The 18,098-nt window shown below is 64.4% G+C and carries 15 protein-coding genes and 2 pseudogenes; 15 read left to right on the top strand and 2 right to left on the bottom strand.

Annotated features, from left to right (window positions below):
• The first annotated feature begins 166 nt into the window (after positions 1–166).
• The 3 genes and pseudogenes from ABCW42_RS08485 to ABCW42_RS08475 all read left to right on the top strand — a co-directional run bounded on the left by ABCW42_RS08485 (position 167) and on the right by ABCW42_RS08475 (position 3,261).
• Positions 167–1,575, top strand: a pseudogene (locus ABCW42_RS08485) (amino acid permease).
• A 103-nt stretch (positions 1,576–1,678) separates the two neighbouring features.
• Positions 1,679–1,886 (top strand): annotated as a pseudogene (locus ABCW42_RS08480) (antitoxin).
• Positions 1,887–2,046: 160 nt separating this feature from the next.
• Entirely contained in the window at positions 2,047–3,261 is a 1,215-nt protein-coding gene (locus tag ABCW42_RS08475) for a benzoate/H(+) symporter BenE family transporter (protein ID WP_423184419.1), read from the top strand.
• Positions 3,262–3,321: 60 nt separating this feature from the next.
• On the opposite strand, the gene zapE is transcribed toward ABCW42_RS08475, so the two are convergent.
• Positions 3,322–4,359: a cell division protein ZapE gene (gene zapE, locus ABCW42_RS08470; protein ID WP_423184418.1), complete on the bottom strand. Its 1,038-nt coding sequence runs from the start codon at positions 4,357–4,359 to the stop codon at positions 3,322–3,324.
• A 204-nt stretch (positions 4,360–4,563) separates the two neighbouring features.
• On the opposite strand from zapE, the gene ABCW42_RS08465 reads away from it, so the two are divergent.
• The 3 genes from ABCW42_RS08465 to ybaK all read left to right on the top strand — a co-directional run bounded on the left by ABCW42_RS08465 (position 4,564) and on the right by ybaK (position 6,522).
• Positions 4,564–5,487 (top strand): sulfurtransferase, encoded by a 924-nt coding sequence (locus tag ABCW42_RS08465; protein ID WP_423184417.1) that lies wholly within the window; start codon positions 4,564–4,566, stop codon positions 5,485–5,487.
• A gap of 75 nt (positions 5,488–5,562) precedes the next feature.
• Positions 5,563–6,018 carry a SufE family protein gene (locus tag ABCW42_RS08460; protein ID WP_205754078.1) on the top strand — a complete coding sequence of 152 codons (456 nt, stop codon included), beginning with the start codon at positions 5,563–5,565 and terminating at the stop codon, positions 6,016–6,018.
• A 9-nt stretch (positions 6,019–6,027) separates the two neighbouring features.
• A complete protein-coding gene (gene ybaK, locus ABCW42_RS08455; RefSeq protein ID WP_423184416.1) occupies positions 6,028–6,522 on the top strand; it encodes a Cys-tRNA(Pro) deacylase in 495 nt (164 codons plus the stop codon).
• A 43-nt stretch (positions 6,523–6,565) separates the two neighbouring features.
• Here ybaK and ABCW42_RS08450 read toward each other — a convergent pair whose 3' ends face one another.
• Positions 6,566–7,780 (bottom strand): alpha/beta hydrolase family protein, encoded by a 1,215-nt coding sequence (locus ABCW42_RS08450; protein WP_423184839.1) that lies wholly within the window; start codon positions 7,778–7,780, stop codon positions 6,566–6,568.
• 158 nt (positions 7,781–7,938) lie between these two features.
• Here ABCW42_RS08450 and ABCW42_RS08445 point away from each other — a divergent pair, with 158 nt between their 5' ends.
• The 9 genes from ABCW42_RS08445 to ABCW42_RS08405 all read left to right on the top strand — a co-directional run bounded on the left by ABCW42_RS08445 (position 7,939) and on the right by ABCW42_RS08405 (position 18,065).
• The gene (locus tag ABCW42_RS08445; RefSeq protein ID WP_423184415.1) at positions 7,939–8,430 is read left to right on the top strand and encodes a hypothetical protein; all 492 of its coding nucleotides are present in this window, start codon (positions 7,939–7,941) and stop codon (positions 8,428–8,430) included.
• 13 nt (positions 8,431–8,443) lie between these two features.
• A complete protein-coding gene (msrB, locus tag ABCW42_RS08440) occupies positions 8,444–8,935 on the top strand; it encodes a peptide-methionine (R)-S-oxide reductase MsrB (RefSeq protein ID WP_423184414.1) in 492 nt (163 codons plus the stop codon).
• Positions 8,936–9,110: 175 nt separating this feature from the next.
• Positions 9,111–10,475 carry a DUF6421 family protein gene (locus ABCW42_RS08435; protein ID WP_423184413.1) on the top strand — a complete coding sequence of 455 codons (1,365 nt, stop codon included), beginning with the start codon at positions 9,111–9,113 and terminating at the stop codon, positions 10,473–10,475.
• Between the two features lie 2 nt (positions 10,476–10,477).
• Positions 10,478–11,275: an SDR family NAD(P)-dependent oxidoreductase gene (locus tag ABCW42_RS08430; protein ID WP_423184412.1), complete on the top strand. Its 798-nt coding sequence runs from the start codon at positions 10,478–10,480 to the stop codon at positions 11,273–11,275.
• A gap of 9 nt (positions 11,276–11,284) precedes the next feature.
• Positions 11,285–12,397: a threonine aldolase family protein gene (locus tag ABCW42_RS08425; RefSeq protein ID WP_423184411.1), complete on the top strand. Its 1,113-nt coding sequence runs from the start codon at positions 11,285–11,287 to the stop codon at positions 12,395–12,397.
• A 58-nt stretch (positions 12,398–12,455) separates the two neighbouring features.
• Positions 12,456–13,124, top strand: a complete 669-nt coding sequence (locus ABCW42_RS08420) for a DUF3000 domain-containing protein (protein ID WP_423184410.1) — start codon at positions 12,456–12,458, stop codon at positions 13,122–13,124.
• Between the two features lie 69 nt (positions 13,125–13,193).
• Positions 13,194–14,522: an HRDC domain-containing protein gene (locus ABCW42_RS08415; RefSeq protein ID WP_423184409.1), complete on the top strand. Its 1,329-nt coding sequence runs from the start codon at positions 13,194–13,196 to the stop codon at positions 14,520–14,522.
• Between the two features lie 151 nt (positions 14,523–14,673).
• Positions 14,674–15,918, top strand: a complete 1,245-nt coding sequence (locus ABCW42_RS08410; RefSeq protein ID WP_423184408.1) for a thiolase family protein — start codon at positions 14,674–14,676, stop codon at positions 15,916–15,918.
• Positions 15,915–18,065, top strand: coding sequence for a 3-hydroxyacyl-CoA dehydrogenase NAD-binding domain-containing protein (locus ABCW42_RS08405; RefSeq protein ID WP_423184407.1), 2,151 nt, complete (start codon positions 15,915–15,917; stop codon positions 18,063–18,065). Before ABCW42_RS08410 ends, ABCW42_RS08405 begins: the two co-directional genes overlap by 4 nt.
• Positions 18,066–18,098: the final 33 nt, after the last annotated feature.

The following is an 18,098-nucleotide window of genomic DNA, read 5'->3' as shown; positions in this document are numbered from 1 at the left end:
GGAGCCGCTTTTTTATTTCCAGCCGCTTTTGCGTTTTCGGGCCACGCAATAAAAGAAACCACTGTTTCCCTTGCGATTTAGCTCGCATACTTACCTTCAGACATCCAGGTCCCCCCCACCGAGAGGAGGAGTACCCGTGGACCACGAAACGCTCGCCCGTTCGATCATGCGGAAAAAGCCGATTGACGAGATCGAGGAGGAAAGCAAGAACAGCGGGCTTTTCAAAAGCCTCGGCCTATGGCAACTGACGGCCATCGGAGTCGGCGGCATCATCGGCGTCGGAATCTTCTCCCTCGCCGGCCTCGTCGCCCACGGAAGCACGGACACTCCGGGCGTCGGCCCGGCTGTCCTGGTCTCGTTCCTGGTCGCCGGCCTGGCCTCCGCCGCCGCGGCGCTCTCCTACGCCGAGTTTGCTGGAATGATCCCCGCGCCGGTTCGGCCTACACTTACGGCTACGTCGCCCTGGGCGAGATCATCGGCTGGTTCATCGGCTGGGACCTGCTGCTCGAGTACACCGCGATCGTCGCCGTCGTCGCGATCGGCATCTCCGGCTACTTTGACGCATTCCTGTCCGGAATCGGGATACACATGCCCGCCTGGATGACATCGACTGCCGACGAGGGCAAAGGCGGCGTGATCAACCTGCCGGCCATCCTTGTCTGCTTGCTTGTCACGTGGATCCTGAGCCGCGGGACCAAGGCGTTCGGCCGGTTCGAACTCGTGGCCGTGGCAATCAAGGTCACCTTGATCCTGTTCATCATCGGCCTCGGCGTCTTTTACATCAACACGAACAATTACACGCCGTTCATGCCGAGCGGATTCGGCCCCGTGCTCGCGGGCTCGGCAACTGTCTTCTTCGCGGTGTTCGGATATGACGCGATGAGCACTGCGGCCGAGGAAGCAACCGACGGCAAGAAGCACATGCCCAAGGCGATCGTGCTGTCCCTCATCATCGCGATGCTCCTGTACGTGGCGGCCACGCTGGTTCTGACGGGCATGCAGAACTACAAGGACATCAACCCCACGGCCGGGTTCGCATCCGCCTTCACCGGAGTGGGCCTGCCGATAATCGCCACAATTATTTCCGTGTTCGCGGTGCTCTCGATCCTGACCGTCATGCTCACGTTCCTCCTGGGCGTGACGCGGGTCTGGTTCTCGATGAGCCGCGACGGACTGCTCCCCGGGTGGTTTGCCGCTACGGACCGGCACGGCACTCCGCAACGCGTCACCTGGATCGCGGGTATAGCCTCAGCCTGCCTCGCCGGCGTCTTTCCCATCAAGGCCGTCGCGGACCTGACCAACATAGGCATCCTCGCCGCGTTCGTCGTCGTATGCCTCGCCGTGATCGTCTTCCGCTACACGAAACCGGAGGCTCCGCGGTCCTTCAGGCTGCCGCTCATGCCTGTGGTCCCGGCCTTCGGCGTCCTCGCCTCCGGGTTCCTCATGGTCCAACTACATTGGGAGACCTGGCTGCGGTTCGTCGTCTGGCTGGTCATCGGCCTGACCATCTACTTCAGCTACGGCCGCCGACATTCGCTCATGAACCCGGGTAGTCCCCGGCACCAGGTTCCCTGATAGCGAAAGCCTTTCGTCCGGGCAGGCCTTGGCACCCCCGAGGTCCGGAGTTAGGATCGAAAACGGAGGAGCGAACTGGCTCCGCGACTGAAGGGAGGTGCCCGTGGGATTAATTGACGATCTGAAGGGCAAAGCTCAGGACCTCATTGGCGGCAATGAAGAAGCCATCAAGGACGGCATCGAATAAGGTCGGAGATTTCATCGACGACGAGTCCGGCAGAAAATTCGCCGGGCAAGTAGGTGCAGTTCAAGGTGCCGCTTCTGATTTCGTGGGCAACCTCGAAGGTGACGCAAGCAAGGCTTCGGCCTGAAGCTCCCTCCACGGATGAGGCTCCATATCCGGACTCTCCGGATTGAGCGCCTGGAACAGTAACGTCAACGGGGCACCGGTCCCGCCGCGAGGCGACGCCGGTGCCCTCGGCGTTTAAACCGGCCGGTGCCGGTGCCGCACCTCCGGTAACGTGAGGGATTATGCCAGCGTCACCCCTTGACACAAGACAACCGCGTGAGTCGCATTCCCTTCAGCTCTCCCGTCCCCTCGTCGCCGGGATCGTCACGGCGCTGGTCGGATTCACTTCCTCCTTTGCCGTAGTACTCGCCGGGCTCAAGGCTGTCGGGGCGTCGCAGGAGCAAGCAGCGAGCGGCCTCCTCGCGCTCACACTCACCTTCGGGGTCGGCGTCCTATGGCTTTCGTGGCGCTCCCGCCTTCCGGTCACGCTCGCGTGGTCGACGCCGGGCGCCGCATTGCTCGCCAGCGCGGGAGTGCCCGACGGCGGATGGCCGGCCGCCGTCGGCGCTTTCCTGATCGCCGGGGTGCTGATCGTCCTGACCGGCCTTGTTCCGCCCCTCGGCAGGCTGATGGAGATGATACCGACTGCGCTTGCACAGGCGATGCTCGCCGGCGTGCTGCTGTCCCTCTGCCTTGCCCCATTCAAGGCCCTCGGCACCGCTCCCCTGCTGGTCGCCCCGGTGATCCTGAGCTGGCTCATCATGATGAAGTTCGCTCCGCGCTGGTCGGTGCCTGCGGCACTCATAGTGGCCCTTGGCGTCATCGGGATCTACATCGTGGCCAATGGAGCGGCGATCCCTGCCAACCGGCTCCTGCCGGAACTGCACTGGACGACGCCGTCATTCACCTTCGGCGCGGCCTCCGGTATCGCGTTGCCGCTGTTCGTGGTGACCATGGCGTCCCAGAACATTCCCGGAACGGCTGTACTCAAGTCGTTCGGCTATACCGTCCCATGGCGTCCGTCCATGCTGGTGACCGGTGCGGGCACCGTTCTTGGTGCTCCCTTCGGCGGGCATGCGATCAACCTTGCCGCGTTGAGTGCAGCTTTGGCGGCAGGTGACGAAGCGGGCGAGGACAGGAGCCGCCGCTGGATCGCCGCCTTCACCTCGGGCTTGGCGTACCTTGTGCTCGCGGCCTTCTCCGCAGCCCTCGTGACCGTCGTCGCCGCCGCTCCCCCGGGCCTTTTGGAGGCAGTGGCGGGCCTGGCCCTCCTGGGCACAATGGCCTCGGCAATTGCGTCGGCATTGGCGGTCGCAGAGGAACGGATCGGCGCCTCAGTAACCTTCCTGGTGGCTGCCTCGGGCCTCAGTTTCGGGGGAATCGGTGCCGCGTTCTGGGCACTTGCCGCAGGAATACTGGTGCGCCAGGTTCTCAAGCCCCGGGAATCACTGAATTAGGAGCCGCGCCGCCCAGGACGGTTCGTGTTCAGGACGGTTCGTGTTCAAGACGGTTCGTGTTCAGGACGGTTCGTGGACTTGGCCTTCACGCGCCAGCGCCGTGAGGCGCGAGACGGCGCGGAAGTACTTCTTCATGTATCCGCCGGTCATCATGTCCTCGGTGAAGAGCTTGTCGAACGGAACTCCACTGGCGAGGATCGGGACGTCTTTGTCGTACAAACGGTCCGCAAGGACCACGAACCTCAAGGCGACGGCCTGCTCGGTGATCGTTTCGACGTCGCGCCAGACCACTCCGTCGATCCCGTCAATGAGCTTGCGGTAACGGCTGGGGTGAACGCCGGCCAGGTGGTCGATCAGGCCCCGGAAATCATCCACGGCGACGGTCCGGCCGTCGAACTCCGCTTGCATGCGGTGCTTCAGTTCGTCTGTTTTCAATGGCGCAGGGGCGGCGGGCAAGCCGCGGTGGCGGAAGTCTTCGCCGTCGATCCGGACGACGTCGAACTGGTCCGCGAGGACCTGGATTTCCCGCTGGAAATCGACGGCGGCAAAACGGCCTTCGCCCAACGAACCCGGCAGGGTGTTGGACGTGGCAGCGAGCTTCACTCCGGCGTCGGCGAGTTCGCGCATGAGGCGGGACATCAGCACGGTATCACCCGGGTCATCGAGCTCGAATTCGTCGATGCACACCAATTTGTAGCTGCTCAACGCTTCAACCGTCTTGCGGAAGGACAGCGCGCCCACAAGGTTGGTGTACTCGACGAACGTTCCGAAGGCCTTCGGCCCGGGAGCGGAGTGCCACAGCGACGCGAGGAGGTGCGTCTTGCCGACGCCGAATCCGCCGTCGAGGTATATGCCCGCCCGTGCGCTGGCCTTCTTTCCGAACAGACGCTTGAACAGCCCTTCGCCGTCGCTTGAGCCGACTGTTGCCCCGAATGCCTCAAGAGCCTTGACGGCTTCCGCTTGGCTCGGCTGGTTCGGATCCGGCCGATAGCTCGTGAAAGAGACGTCACCGAACCGCGGCGAAGGATGGAAACCCTTGAGGATCTCATCCACAGAGATCGCCGGGGTTCGCGCTGCGAGCTGTTCGATTTGTACCAAGGTGGTCCGTTCTTCGTGTCGTAAGTCCCCAGCAAGAATACCGGGCAATGCCACAGCACCGGCGGACACGTGATGAAGGACATATGTCACCATGTGAACCGCAGGAAGCGATAGTTTTGCGGCCTCGATAATGTGGGGTTCATGCCGGGCAACGGAACACGCCCAAGGCCCGGCGCCGACCGTTGTCTGTGAAAGGCCATACCTATGTCCTACCCCGTTGAACAGAACGAGAAGTTCGCCGCTTATGCCCACCCCGAGCGGCTTGTGTCTACCGAATGGCTTGCCGCAGCTATTGAAGCCGGTGCCCTTAATGACGGCAATCTGGTTGTTGTCGAATCCGACGAAGATGTCCTGCTGTACGAAACCGGCCATATTCCCGGCGCGGTCAAGATCGACTGGCACACGGACCTGAATGACGAAGTCACCCGGGACTACGTGGACGGCGAAGCTTTCGCGGCGCTGGCAGCGGCCAAGGGCATCTCCCGCGACACCACCGTGGTGATCTACGGCGACAAGTCCAACTGGTGGGCCGCCTACGCCCTCTGGGTCTTCACGCTCTTCGGCCACGAGGACGTCCGGCTCCTGGATGGCGGCCGTGACAAGTGGATCTCCGAAGGCCGGGAAATCACCACCGACGTCGCGCAGCCCTCGGCCGGCGAGTACCCCGTCGTCGAGCGCAACGACTCCCCGATCCGCGCTTTCAAGGACGACGTCCTCGCTCACTTGGGCAAGCCGCTGATCGACGTCCGCTCGCCGGAAGAGTACACGGGTCAGCGGACGCACATGCCGGCCTACCCGGAAGAGGGCGCGCTCCGCGGCGGCCACATCCCCACCGCGGCATCCATTCCGTGGGCCCGCGCCGCGGCCGAGGACGGCACGTACCGCAACCGCGCCGAACTGGAGGCCCTGTACCTTGGCGAAGCAGGCCTCACCGAAGGTGACGACGTCGTGGCGTACTGCCGCATCGGCGAGCGTTCCAGCCACACCTGGTTCGCCCTGAAGTACTTGCTCGGCTTCGACACCGTCCGCAACTACGACGGTTCGTGGACCGAGTGGGGCAACGCCGTGCGCGTACCGATCGCCAAGGGCGCCGAACGCGGCTCCATCCCGGCCTTCGTCGGAAAGTAGGGCCCGGACTCCAGGGCCTCGCCATATTACGGGATCCGGGGACTAAGTGCCCCGGATCTGCGTAAGCTGGAAGTGATGAGTACCAATACTTTGCCCGCCGCGCTGGCGGAAATTGTCGATGACTTCCAGGCACTGACGGAGCCGGACCGCCTTCAACTCCTGCTTGAGTTCTCCCGGGGCCTCCCGGCGCTGCCCGAGCGACTGCTGGACCACCCCGAACTCCTCGAGCAGGTTGTCGAGTGCCAATCGCCGCTGTTCCTGACGATCGAACAGGAAAGGAACGCCGACGGCGTCGCCTACCGTTTGTTCTTCAAGGCACCGCCCGAAGCACCCACCACACGCGGTTTCGCCGGGGTCCTGCACGAAGGACTCGATGGGCTTACCGCGGCTGAGATCCTGGCGGTTCCGGACGACATGCCGGAATTGCTTGGCCTGACCCGAGCCATCACTCCGCTGCGCATGCGCGGCATGACGGCGATGTTGGGACGGATCAAACGCAAGGTCGCCGCGGCGGACCGACTGCTCAACTGAACGGCGACGATGGCCAGGAAACAGGCTTCGCAAGGAACGCCGGCTACAGCCGTCCTGGCTGCGGCCGGTGTTCCTTTTACGCTGCACCCCTACACCCATGATCCTTCGGCAGCGAGTTACGGGCTTGAGGCCGCGGAGGTCCTCGGAATCGATCCGGCCCGCGTGTTCAAGACCCTGATGGTTGACGTCGATGGAAAGCTCGCCGTCGGGATCGTTCCGGTCAGCGGAACACTGGACCTCAAGGCCATCGCCGCGGCCCTGGGGTCGAAGAAGGCGGCCATGGCCGAACCCAAGGCAGCCGAGCGGCGCACCGGTTACGTCCTGGGCGGCATTTCGCCGTTGGGCCAGCGCCAGTCCTCCCCTACGGTGCTGGACGAATCAGCCTTGGCGTTCGGCACGGTCCTCGTGTCCGGGGGAAGGCGCGGCCTGGACATCGAACTGGCTCCGGCCGATCTCATCAAGCTCACTGGCGCACAAACCGCGCCGATCGGGAGCAACCACTAAGGAACGCGGGCCTGATCACTCCGGCCCGGCGGTGCCACTGGACTCACTGCTGGCAGTCGTCAACCGATGGCGGACCGCTCCGGGGCTGTAGGTGCGGGGCAAGCCAGGACCGTACCACCTGTTCCCACTTCTCCGGGTCCACGTTCCATTCCTTGGTGTGCCTGGCCCCGTGGAAAGGCTCGAAAGTGACCATTTCCGGGTTCTTCGCGGCGAGGCTTGCCGAAGGGCCGTAGGGAACGTACTCGTCGTCGATGCTATGGATCACCAACGTCGGGGTCCTGAGCTCCACCGCCCGGGTATCCCAGTCCATTGCCTTCAAATCGACGGGTGCGGCCAGCCCTGTGAGGCGACGGCCAAGCGGATGGCCGAGCATCAATTGCCCGTAGCGTCCCACCGCGTAGGGAATCCGGTTGATGTGCGCATGGTGGGCGAGGACGTTGACCCAATTGATCACGGGGGCGTCCAAGACCATCGCGCGGATGAGGTGCCGGTTGCGGGACAGGTCCGAGGTCTGCAGGCAGATCGCCCCGCCCATCGACCAGCCGAACAAGACAACCTCGTGGGCACCCTGGGCGAGGGCGAAATCGATGGCGGCATCGACGTCGTGCCATTCAGTTGAGCCGAGCCCGTAGCGGCCGTCGCTTGCGGAAGGCGCCAGCCCATCATTGCGGTAGGAAATCAGCAGGCTGTCGAGCCCCAGTTCCCCCGCGATCCGCAGGGAGCGGAGACCTTCAAGGCGCGTGGCACCGCGGCCGTGGACCATGATGGCCCAAACCTTCGCTGTCTTGCCGGCTTCGGAGCGGACCAGCCAGGCGGGGGCCTTGCCGCCGTCGACGTCGATCTGCACCTCTTCCGACTCGAGGCCGAGCGCGGCAGGGGAATCGTAGACCGCCCCGCTCCACCAGCCACGCCGCGCCGTCGCGAGGTCTCCGCTGTAGACCTCCTCGACTTCCCGCTGCACGGTCCGCTCGGCAGGCGAATAGGACGTAATCCTGCCGATCCGGGCGAATCCCTTGCCACCGGCGAAGAACAAGCTGAAGATGCCGTCTGCCGTGGTGTCCGGAGTGGCCGCGAGGATGACCTGGAGCCCGGTATCGCCGCGTACCACCGCCAGTACTTCCTGGTCGGATTCGCGCACGGAGGGGGTGATGATGCGCCGCGCGAAATAGGCGGCGAGCGCCGAAGACCCGGCACCGAGCAGCCCCGCGATCCCGCCGCCGACGACGACTCCAGCGATGGCCCACTTGGCCAGCGGCATTTTCTTGAGGTCGACGTCGTTCGGCGCAGCAAGGCCCGGTGTTGACCGGACCCGTGCGACTCGCGGAATGGATGCCATGTCACCATTGTCCCCGGTGCCGATGCGTGCTCGGTGCAGGCATGCGTGCCACTTGGCGTACTCAGGTCTACTCTGTAGCCATGAGTGATCCAATCGTCATACTTACGGAAGAGCCCCTCGGCCCGGAAGACCGCGTCAATATTGCCAAATTGCTCGACGACGGCGACGCGCCTTTGGTTGTCCTGGTCCCCGCGAATACGGAGCGGCACCTCGTAGTGGACTTCCTCGAGAACCTGTCGATGCTTGAAGTGGCGAAGGCGTTCCGGGACCTGGTTGCACAGGCGCCGGACCCGCAGAAGGAACGGACACACGCGGCGGAGGCGCTGTCCCTTTCGCTGGCGGCGCTTGGCGGCCTCGGTGGCGGCGTGACGGGGGAAATCGTCGACGGCGGCGCCGTTGCCGGCTTGGTCTCGAAGGTCAAGGCTTTGGACGCGGCACAGGCTGTGGTGGTCACCCGTCCGCATGCGATCGCCGACACCTTCCACACGGACTGGGCCAACAAGGCCCAGGACCAGCTTGGCTTGCCGGTCCTGCATCTTTATGCGGGTTCGGGATTTATCGGCGACTCGTAAGCGTTGAGAGAGCATGAGCACTGCAGATAACAGGAAGTACTTCGAAGCTGCGGATCCACTGGCCGACGTTCCCCACCAGGATTTGCCGCGGGACAAGCAATGCGTGGAAAAGACCGAAGCCGAATGGCGTGAGGAGCTTACCCCCGAGGAGTTCAAGGTCCTTCGGCAGGCGGGCACCGAACGCCCGTACACCGGGGAATATTGGGACACCCATACGGCCGGTGTGTACCAGTGCCGGGCATGCGGCGCGGAACTCTTCACAAGCAATGAGAAATTCGATTCGCACTGTGGCTGGCCGTCGTTCTGGGCGCCTCTGGCCGAAGGCACGGTCCGGTACTTGCACGACCGCACGTTGGGCATGGAAAGGGTGGAGGTCCGCTGCGCCAATTGCGATTCCCACTTGGGCCACGTGTTCGAGGGCGAAGGCTACGGAACGCCCACTGACCAGCGGTATTGCATCAATTCGGTGTCCCTCCGGTTGATCGAGACGGCTGCGGGGCAGTAGCGCTTCCCGACGCCGCATCCCCGGAAGGTCCAGCCTTCCTCCGGCTGGACCTTCCGACGTCGCCGGAACATCATGAGCAACAGTTTCTTATGCTCGACCCACTTTTGGATTAGGGCATCTGTTCCCTTGTTACGCTCACCTCAGAACAACAATTTGAGGAAAGGCACCGTCGACGATGACCACCACCGCAACCATCGCCCGCCCGCGCATCACGTCGGACAACCGGGATTGGCTCGCCCTGAAGTCCGCCGCCACCGCACTGCAGGAATTCCAAAGCCAAGACGGTTCCATCCAGGATCCGGCGCACCACGCGGTCGCGCGTGAACACACGGGCACCATCATGGAATCCATCAAGAGGCTCGCTCCCGCGTTCCCGCACGATGCGACGTACCTCGATCTCCTGGTCAAGGATTTCGGGCGGTGGGGCGATGCCGGTTTCGGCGTCCCGGATTTCCTCGATTCGTTGCTCGCCTTCCAACCGCAGGAGAACCGCGAAGACGGGCTCCAGCACCTTGTCGTGTTCCCCATGTACACGCAGAACGGCAGCGCGAACCGCTACGTGGAGGCTGTCCTCATCGAGGTGATCTGGCCCGAATTCATCGGGGGCCTGGAGGCCGGCGAGTACTCCAACAAGCTGTTCGTCCCCATCCGGTTCCTCGATTTCACTCCGGGATACGACACGAACTCCGCCGTGCTGTTCCCCGAGACAGTTGCCGTACGCCGGACGCCCGCCTTCACGTGGGGCGCGATCTTCGCGGACCGGGAGGCCGCGCGTTTCCGGCGCGTCCTCAAGGCAGCCGCCGAAACCACTTCGCTCGAATTGCCGGCCGAGGCCGCCGAATTCCTTGATGACCAGGAACTCACGGAACGCACCTTCGTGATGTGGGACCTCATCCATGACCGCACGCACATGCGCGGCGACCTGCCGTTCGATCCCTTCATGATCAAGCAGCGCATGCCGTACTTCCTCTACTCGCTGGAAGAGTTGCGCTGCGACCTGACGGCGTTCCGCGAGTCGGTTCGTATCTCAAAGGATGACGAAGCGCCGGCTGATGCACGCCGCCACGCCAAGCTCGTCCAGTACGCCGTGATCTTCGACCGCATTTTCCGCTTTGCCATCACGGGCAACCGTGTCCGCAACTACGACGGTCTGGGAGGCCAGCTCCTTTTCGCCTGGATGCACCAGCATCACGTCCTGCACTGGACCGACAGCAAACTCAGCATCGACTGGGACGAAGCGGCCGACGTCGTAATTGAACTCGGCGCCCGGATCGACGAACTGTACTGGCGCTCGATCGACCGCCCGAAGGCGGCGCACTGGCTTGCGGCCTACGAACTCATTTCCGGGACGGTCACTCCCCACCCGGCCTCGACGTGGGCGAAAGGCCCGGCAGCGCTTCCCCTGGACGGGCCGCCCCGGGGCCTCACCGACCAGGTGCTCGACGACGAATTCCCCCTTTCAATGTTCTACGAAGCACTCGAGAAGAAGATGCGGCCGGTCATTGAATCCACCAGCGGCATCACGGGCACGACGGAGTGACCATGACCGCGGACAAGCTCAACATCCTCATCACGGGAGGCAGTTCCGCCTCCGGCATCGCCGTGGCCCGCGCGTTCGCCCGCGCCGGGCACCGGGTCACGACCGTAGGTTCGGATGATGTGCGCATCAAGGCGGCAGCAATGCAGGCCGGCCCCGGCGTCGAGGCCCTTTCGTTCGATCTCAGCAGCTTGGATTCGGTGCGTGAACTGGCCGCGGCCGTCAGGGGCTCTGCGGGATCGGTCGACGGCGTCATCCACTTGGTCGGAGGATGGCGCGGTGCTTCGGGAATCGAGGACCAGTCGGACGAGGACTGGTACGCGCTTGAACAGAGCAACGTCACCACGCTGAGGAACGTCTCACGCGTGTTCTATGGCGACCTTGAGGCATCGCCCGTGGGGCGTCTCGCCATGGTGAGTTCGACGACGGTCGCGGCACCGACCGCCGCAGCAGCCAGTTACGCCGCGGCCAAGGCAGCCGCGGAAACCTGGACCATGGCCGTCGCCGAAGGATTCCACCGCGCGCAGGCCGGCGGACCGGGAATTGAACAACACAGCAGTACCGAACAACACAGCAGTACCGAACAACACAGCAGTACCGAACAGCACAGCAGTACCGAACAGCACAGTGCCGCCGTCGTGTTTGTCGTCAAAGCGCTGGTGGACGACGCCATGCGGCAAGAACACCCGGAACGGAAGTTCCCGGGATACACGGACGTCGAAGAACTGGCGACGGCGGCGCTCCGGTTATTCGACCAGCCGGCGGCGGAACTGAACGGACAACGCCTCCACCTTGCGAAATAGACTGAAAGCGTGAATGAACTAGTGACGAGCACAACTCAGGAAGTCCCTGCCGCCCTCGATTCCGAACCCAAGGGTCGACTTCACGATCCTTCCGTCCGCGGATTCGCCTCGGACAACTATTCGGGCGTCCACCCTGAAATCCTCGCCGCCCTGGCAGCGGCAAACGGGGGCCACCAGGTTTCCTACGGCGAGGACCAGTACACGGAACGGCTCCACGAAGTCATGGAGCAGCACTTCGGGACTGGCATTGAGTGTTTCCCCGTTTTCAACGGCACGGGGGCCAATGTCCTTTCCTTGCAATCGCTGCTTCCGCGCTGGGGAGCCGTGATCTGCGCTTCGACGGCCCACATCAACATGGACGAAAACGGCGCCCCGGAACGGATCGGCGGGATCAAGCTCCTCCAAGTTCCTGCCCCGGACGGAAAATTGACCCCGGAACTCATCGACCGTGAGGCGTGGGGCTGGGGGGACGAGCACAGGGCACAACCGCTCGCGGTGTCCATCACCCAAACCACGGAACTCGGAACCTGCTACACCCCCGAAGAAGTGCGGGCGATCGCCGACCACATCCACGCCAAGGGCATGAAGCTGCACATGGACGGCGCCCGGCTCGCGAACGCGGCCGCCCACCTCGGCGTTCCCCTGCGGAACTTCACCCGCGACGCCGGCGTGGACATTTTGTCCTTCGGCGGGACCAAGAACGGGCTCCTGTTCGGTGAAGTGGTGGTTGCACTCAACACTGAAGCTGCCCATGGACTGACTTTCCTCCGCAAGATGAACATGCAGCTGGCGTCCAAGATGCGTTTCATTTCGGCCCAGTTCATCGCGCTCCTGGAGTCGGGCCTGTGGCTCAGTTCGGCGCAGCATGCCAACGCCATGGCTTCCCGCTTGCGGACCGCGGTGGATTCCATCGACGGCGTCGAACCCACTCAAGCCACCGAATCGAACGGCGTGTTCGCAGTGCTGCCGGCCGGGGTTGCCGACCGGCTGCGTTCCTCGTTCAAGTTCTATGACTGGAACGAAGCCAACCGGGAAGTGCGCTGGATGTGTTCGTTCGACACCACGGAAGAGGATATTGACAATTTCGTCGCCGCGATCAAGCGCGAACTGGCCCGGGCATAGGGCATGTGACGGGGCGGCGTGGCTTCATGGTTTCGCCGCCCCGGACACATAATCTGCGATGGTGAACGGACTTGCACAAGTTCCCGCGGAGTTCTTGCATGCGTTGGGAACACTACGAAAAGCACAGTGCCGGAGTGAGTTGAAGCTTGCTGAAATACCGGCACCGTCGCGCCTGGCACCCTTCGCCGTGGCCTTGGGCGCGGAAGTCTTCAGCAGCTCAACCCGACCTGCCCGGACCCCAGTCCACGGCCCGGCAGCGATGGCGTTCTCCAAGGAGAATCTTCGGGGTACCTCGGGCGCCGGGGACGAGGACGACGAAGAACTCGCCACCGGCAGGTTCATCCTGCTGCACGATCCGGAAGGCTCGGCCGTCTGGGACGGCGAGTTCCGGATCGTGACTTACATCCGAGCACAATTGGACGCCGACATGGGCAACGACGCTATGCTCGGTTCGGTCGCCTGGACGTGGTTGGTGGACGCCCTCGAAAACCACTCCGCGCAATACCGGGCGGCCGGCGGAACGGCCACCCGCATCCTCTCCGAGAGCTTCGGGACGTTGGCCGAACGGCCGGAGACAATCGACATCGAACTCCGTGCTTCCTGGACCCCGGCCTCTTCGGATGCACAGGCCCACCTGGAGGCGTGGTGCGACATGGTGTGCATGTTCGCGGGGCTGCCTCCCCTGCCTCCGGGTGTCACTCCGCTGCCGCACCGGCGGCTGACGTGACACGCCGCGCGGGGCTTCGAAACCCGCGCACGGACCGGCCGCGATCAGAGTCGGTAAACTGAAGGCACCATGACCCCTGAAAACCTGGAACCAACCACGGCCGGCGACCCGGCCGCTGATCCCGCACCGCACATCATCGTGGACGGCTTTGAAGGCCGGATTCCCGAGGTCATCGACTTGGATGTGCCACGAGAGGGCGTACCCCTCGTGATCGACACGTTGTCCGGACTCGAACGGTGCGCTGCCGCCATCGCCGCCGGCAGCGGCCCCGCCGGGGTCGACGCCGAGCGCGCCTCCGGATTCCGGTACGGCCAGCGCGCCTTCCTGGTGCAGATCCGGCGCGACGGCGCAGGAACCTGGCTGATCGATCCCGAACCGTTTGACGACCTGCACATCATCAACGACGCCCTTGACGGCGTCGAATGGATCCTGCACGCCGCGACGCAGGATCTTCCATGCCTGGCCGAGCTGGGGATGTGGCCCGACAAGCTCTTCGACACCGAACTCGCCGCGCGTTTGGCCGGCCTGCCCCGTGTCGGCCTCGCGGCCGTCATCGAGCAGCTCCTGGGCTTTGGCCTGGCCAAGGAACACTCGGCGGCGGACTGGTCCACCCGCCCCCTTCCTGAACCCTGGCTCCGGTACGCGGCCCTCGACGTCGAAGTCCTCGCCGAACTGCGCGAGGAACTCATCGAGCTCCTGGAAGAGGACGGAAAGCTTGAGTTCGCGGAGCAGGAGTTCGCCGGAATCCTCGCAGCCGGGCTGCCCGCGCCACGGGTGGATCCGTGGCGCAAGACCTCCGGGCTGCACCAGATCCGCGATCGTCGCCAATTGGCTGCCGTGCGGGAGCTGTGGTTCGAACGCGACCAGCTCGCGCGCAAGCGGGACGTCGCACCAAGCAGGCTCATTCCCGATTCCGCGTTGGTTGCAGCGGCAAAGGCCATGCCTGCCACTGTTCCGCAACTCCTCGCCACGAAGGGCTTTCACGGGCGGGCAGCCCAGCGGGAAGCGCCGCGTTGGTTGCGCTGCATCGCAACTGCCCGAACCCTCGATGACCTCCCACCGCTCCACCTCCCCACGAACGCTCCCCCGCCGCCCCGCGTCTGGGCGGACCGCGATGCCGACGCCGCAGCCCGCCTGGGAACGGCTCGTCCGCGGCTGCAGGCGGCCGCGGACGAACTCAAGCTTCCGGTGGAGAACCTCCTGACTCCGGACTATCTCCGGCGGGTGTTGTGGCGTCCGCCATTGGACGTCACGGTCGAATCCGTGGCCGAGGAACTGCGCGCACTGGGTGCGCGCGAATGGCAGATCGCCATCACGGCGCCGATCATCACGGAAGCGACCCTGAATCCGCAACCGCTGCCACCCAAAGAGTCCAGGAGCCAGGCGACGAGAGGCTGACTTCCAGGCCTCGCACGCTCCGTGTCCATACGCTCCGTGTCCATACGCTCCGCATCCTTGCAGCATATGTTACCCGCGAGTAACATGGCGTCCATGACAGCGGCTGCCGGTATTGGCATGCCGTCACCCCGTCCTGACGAGGAGCACGCCCATGAGCCATAACCGGAACAGCGCGCCACCGCGGACTGTTCGCGATGTCGTCTTCGTTGACGGCGTCCGGACTCCGTTCGGCAAAGCGGGAGAGAAAGGTATCTACGCAGGCACCCGCGCCGATGACCTCGTGGTCAAGTGCATCCGCGACCTCCTGCGCCGCAACCCTGCCCTGCCTGCCGAACGCATCGACGAAGTCGCCATCGCGGCCACCACCCAGACCGGCGACCAAGGACTCACGATCGGACGCACCGCCGCGCTTCTCGCGGGTCTGCCTCGCAGCGTCCCCGGCTTCGCGATCGACCGCATGTGCGCCGGGGCCATGACTGCAGTCACCACGACGGCGAGCGGCATCGCCTTCGGCGCGTACGACGTCGTCATTGCCGGCGGCGTAGAACACATGGGAAACCACCCCATGGGAGCAGGAGCCGACCCTAACCCGCGCTTCATGTCCGAACGCATAGTGGATCCCACTGCCTTGAACATGGGCAATACAGCGGAGAACCTGCATGACCGCTTCCCGGCCATCACAAAGCAACGCTCAGACGCTTATGCGGCATCGTCCCAAGGGAAACTTGCCGCGGCATACGGGAACGGCCGGATCCAGCAGGACCTCGTTCCCGTCGCCACAATGAAGCCCGGCCAGGGCTGGACCCTGAACACCGCGGATGAACCACCCCGGCCTGGAACCACCGTGGCCGACCTCGCGGAGCTGCGCACCCCCTTCCGGCCCCATGGCCGCGTCACCGCGGGCAACTCCGCGGGCTTGAATGACGGCGCGACGGCGGCCATCCTCGCGTCCGCCGAAGCGGCCGAAGAACTAGGGCTGTCTGTGAAAATGCGTTTGGTGTCCTATGCCTTCGCCGGCGTCGAACCCGAAGTCATGGGCATCGGACCGGTCCCCGCCACTGAAAAGGCCCTCAAGAACGCCGGGCTGGGTATCGAGGACATTGGCCTGATCGAAATCAACGAGGCGTTCGCGGTCCAAGTCTTGAGCTTCCTGGACCACTTCGGAATAGCCGACGACGATCCGCGCGTGAACCGCTACGGTGGCGCGATCGCCGTCGGTCACCCCCTCGCATCATCCGGCGTCCGGCTCATGAACCAGCTCGCCCGCCAATTCGAGGAGGATCCCTCGGTGCGTTACGGAATCACTACCATGTGCGTCGGCCTGGGCATGGGTGCCACGGTCATCTGGGAGAACCCGCACTACGCCGCCGTCGAAACCACAGGAGCCACAGCATGAGCGCCGCCGACTTCCAGAAACTGGCCCGATTGTTCCCCGACGAGACCGTGACGCACTCCTACCTCCAGGACATCGAATTGCCCGGAGGCGGAGGAACATTCGCCTTGATCACGCTGGATAACGGCCTGGACCACACAAAACCCACCACGCTGGGACCAAACACCCTCGTCGAGCTCGGGACCCTTCTCGAGGGCCTCAAAGAGCGCGCAACGCGCGGTGAGGTCGTGGGCGTCGGCGTGACGGGCAAGCCCTACTTCCTCGTGGCCGGAGCCGATCTGTCCGCGGTCAAAAGGCTCGAAGAGCGCGAGGACGGACTACGGATGGCGCAACTTGGCCACGATGTCTATGGGACGCTCGCCGGGCTGGGAGTTCCCAGCTTCGCCTTCATCAACGGCCTCGCCCTCGGCGGCGGGCTCGAGATCGCACTGCAGTCCACCTACCGCACCGTATCCAGCGGCGGCGGAGCCATCGGATTGCCGGAGGCATTCCTCGGCCTCGTGCCAGGCTGGGGCGGCGTCTACATCCTTCCGCGGCTCATCGGGCCCGAGAACGCGGTCAAGGTCATGATCGAGAACCCGCTAAGCAACAACCGCACCTTGAGCGGGCCCGAGGCTTTCCAGCTTGGAATCGCCGACGCCATGTTCGAGCCCGCGGACTTCCTCGAGCAATCCATCGCCTGGGCCGCGAAAGTGATCTCCGGCGAGACCGCACCGGAACGGAAGAATGCCGTGGATCCGTCTGATCCGGCCGTTGCGGAGCGGTGGGCACAAGCCGTGGCGGCGGGCTGGGCGTTCGTCGAGGCCAAAACGTCGAATGCTTCGCCGGCGCCGGGGAAAGTCCTGGACATCCTTGAGGCCAACCGGACAATGAACAGCGCGCAATCCGCAACATTGGAATGCGAAACGCTTGCCGTGCTCATGCAAAGCGATGAATTCCGGTCCACGGTCTACGCTTTCCTGGACCTCGTGCAGAAACGGTCCAAGCGCCCCGTCGGCGCACCGGACCGGAAGCTTGCACGCCCGGTCACGAAGGTCGGCGTCGTCGGGGCTGGCCTCATGGCGAGCCAGCTCGCGTTGCTGTTTGCGCGCCGGCTCCAAGTCCCCGTGGTCATCACGGACATCGACCAGGAACGAGTGGACAAAGGCGTCGGCTACGTCCATGCCGAAGTGGACAAACTGCTCAGCAAGAAGCGAATCAGCGCGGATGCGGCCAACCGGGCCAAGGCCCTCGTCAGCGGTTCTGTTTCCAAGCAGGCGTTCGCCGACGCCGATTTCGTCATCGAGGCTGTCTTCGAAGAACTCGCGGTCAAGAAGCAGGTCTTCGCCGAGGTGGAAGCCATCGTCTCCCCCGAATGCATCCTCGCCACCAACACCTCATCGCTTTCGGTCACCGCGATGGCAGACGGACTCCGACATCCGGAGCGGTTGCTCGGCTTCCACTTCTTCAACCCCGTCGCGGTCATGCCGCTCCTGGAAGTGGTGCGTGCTCCGCAAACGGGCGACGCCGTGCTGGCCACGGCTTTTGAACTCGCTAGGGCGCTCAAGAAGACGGCCGTCCTGGTCAAGGACGCGCCCGCGTTCGTGGTCAACCGGATCCTGCTGCGGCTTATGGGCGAAGTGATCGCGGCCTTCGATGAAGGGACCCCGCCCGACGTCGCAGATTCGGCGTTGCGCCCGATGGGCCTGCCCATGAGCCCGTTCACGCTGAGCGCGATGGTGGGGCTGCCCGTGGCCCAGCATGTCCAGGAATCCCTCCACGCCGCTTTCGGGGATCGGTTCCCTATATCCGGGAACCTGAAGAAACTCATCGACAACGGCGTGAAGACACTCTGGGTCCCTGGTCCGGACGGGGTGCCCGTCATTCCTGCCGAGACGCTGTCCCTCATGTCTTTCGGCACCACGCCCTCGACGGCGGAGGACGTCCTGCGCCGTACCCAGGACGCTTTGGCCCAGGAAATCGGCCTCATGTTGTCTGAAGGCGTGGTGGCCGGTCCCGAGGACGTCGATCTTTGCGTCATCCTCGGTGCGGGGTGGCCGATGTTCCTCGGCGGGATCACCCCTTACCTGGACCGGGTTGGCGCTTCGGAAAGGATCAACGGCAAGCGGTTCCACGCACCGGGCGTTGCCTCTCGCCCGGTTCCTGCCTAGCCGCCGTCAGTAGCTAGCGACCGGACCCGCGGC

It is taken from the genome of Arthrobacter sp. NyZ413 (assembly GCF_049390645.1).
Classification (GTDB): domain Bacteria; phylum Actinomycetota; class Actinomycetes; order Actinomycetales; family Micrococcaceae; genus Arthrobacter.
Note: the sequence above shows the minus strand (reverse complement) of the source record. Positions and strands in the feature narration are given on the sequence as shown.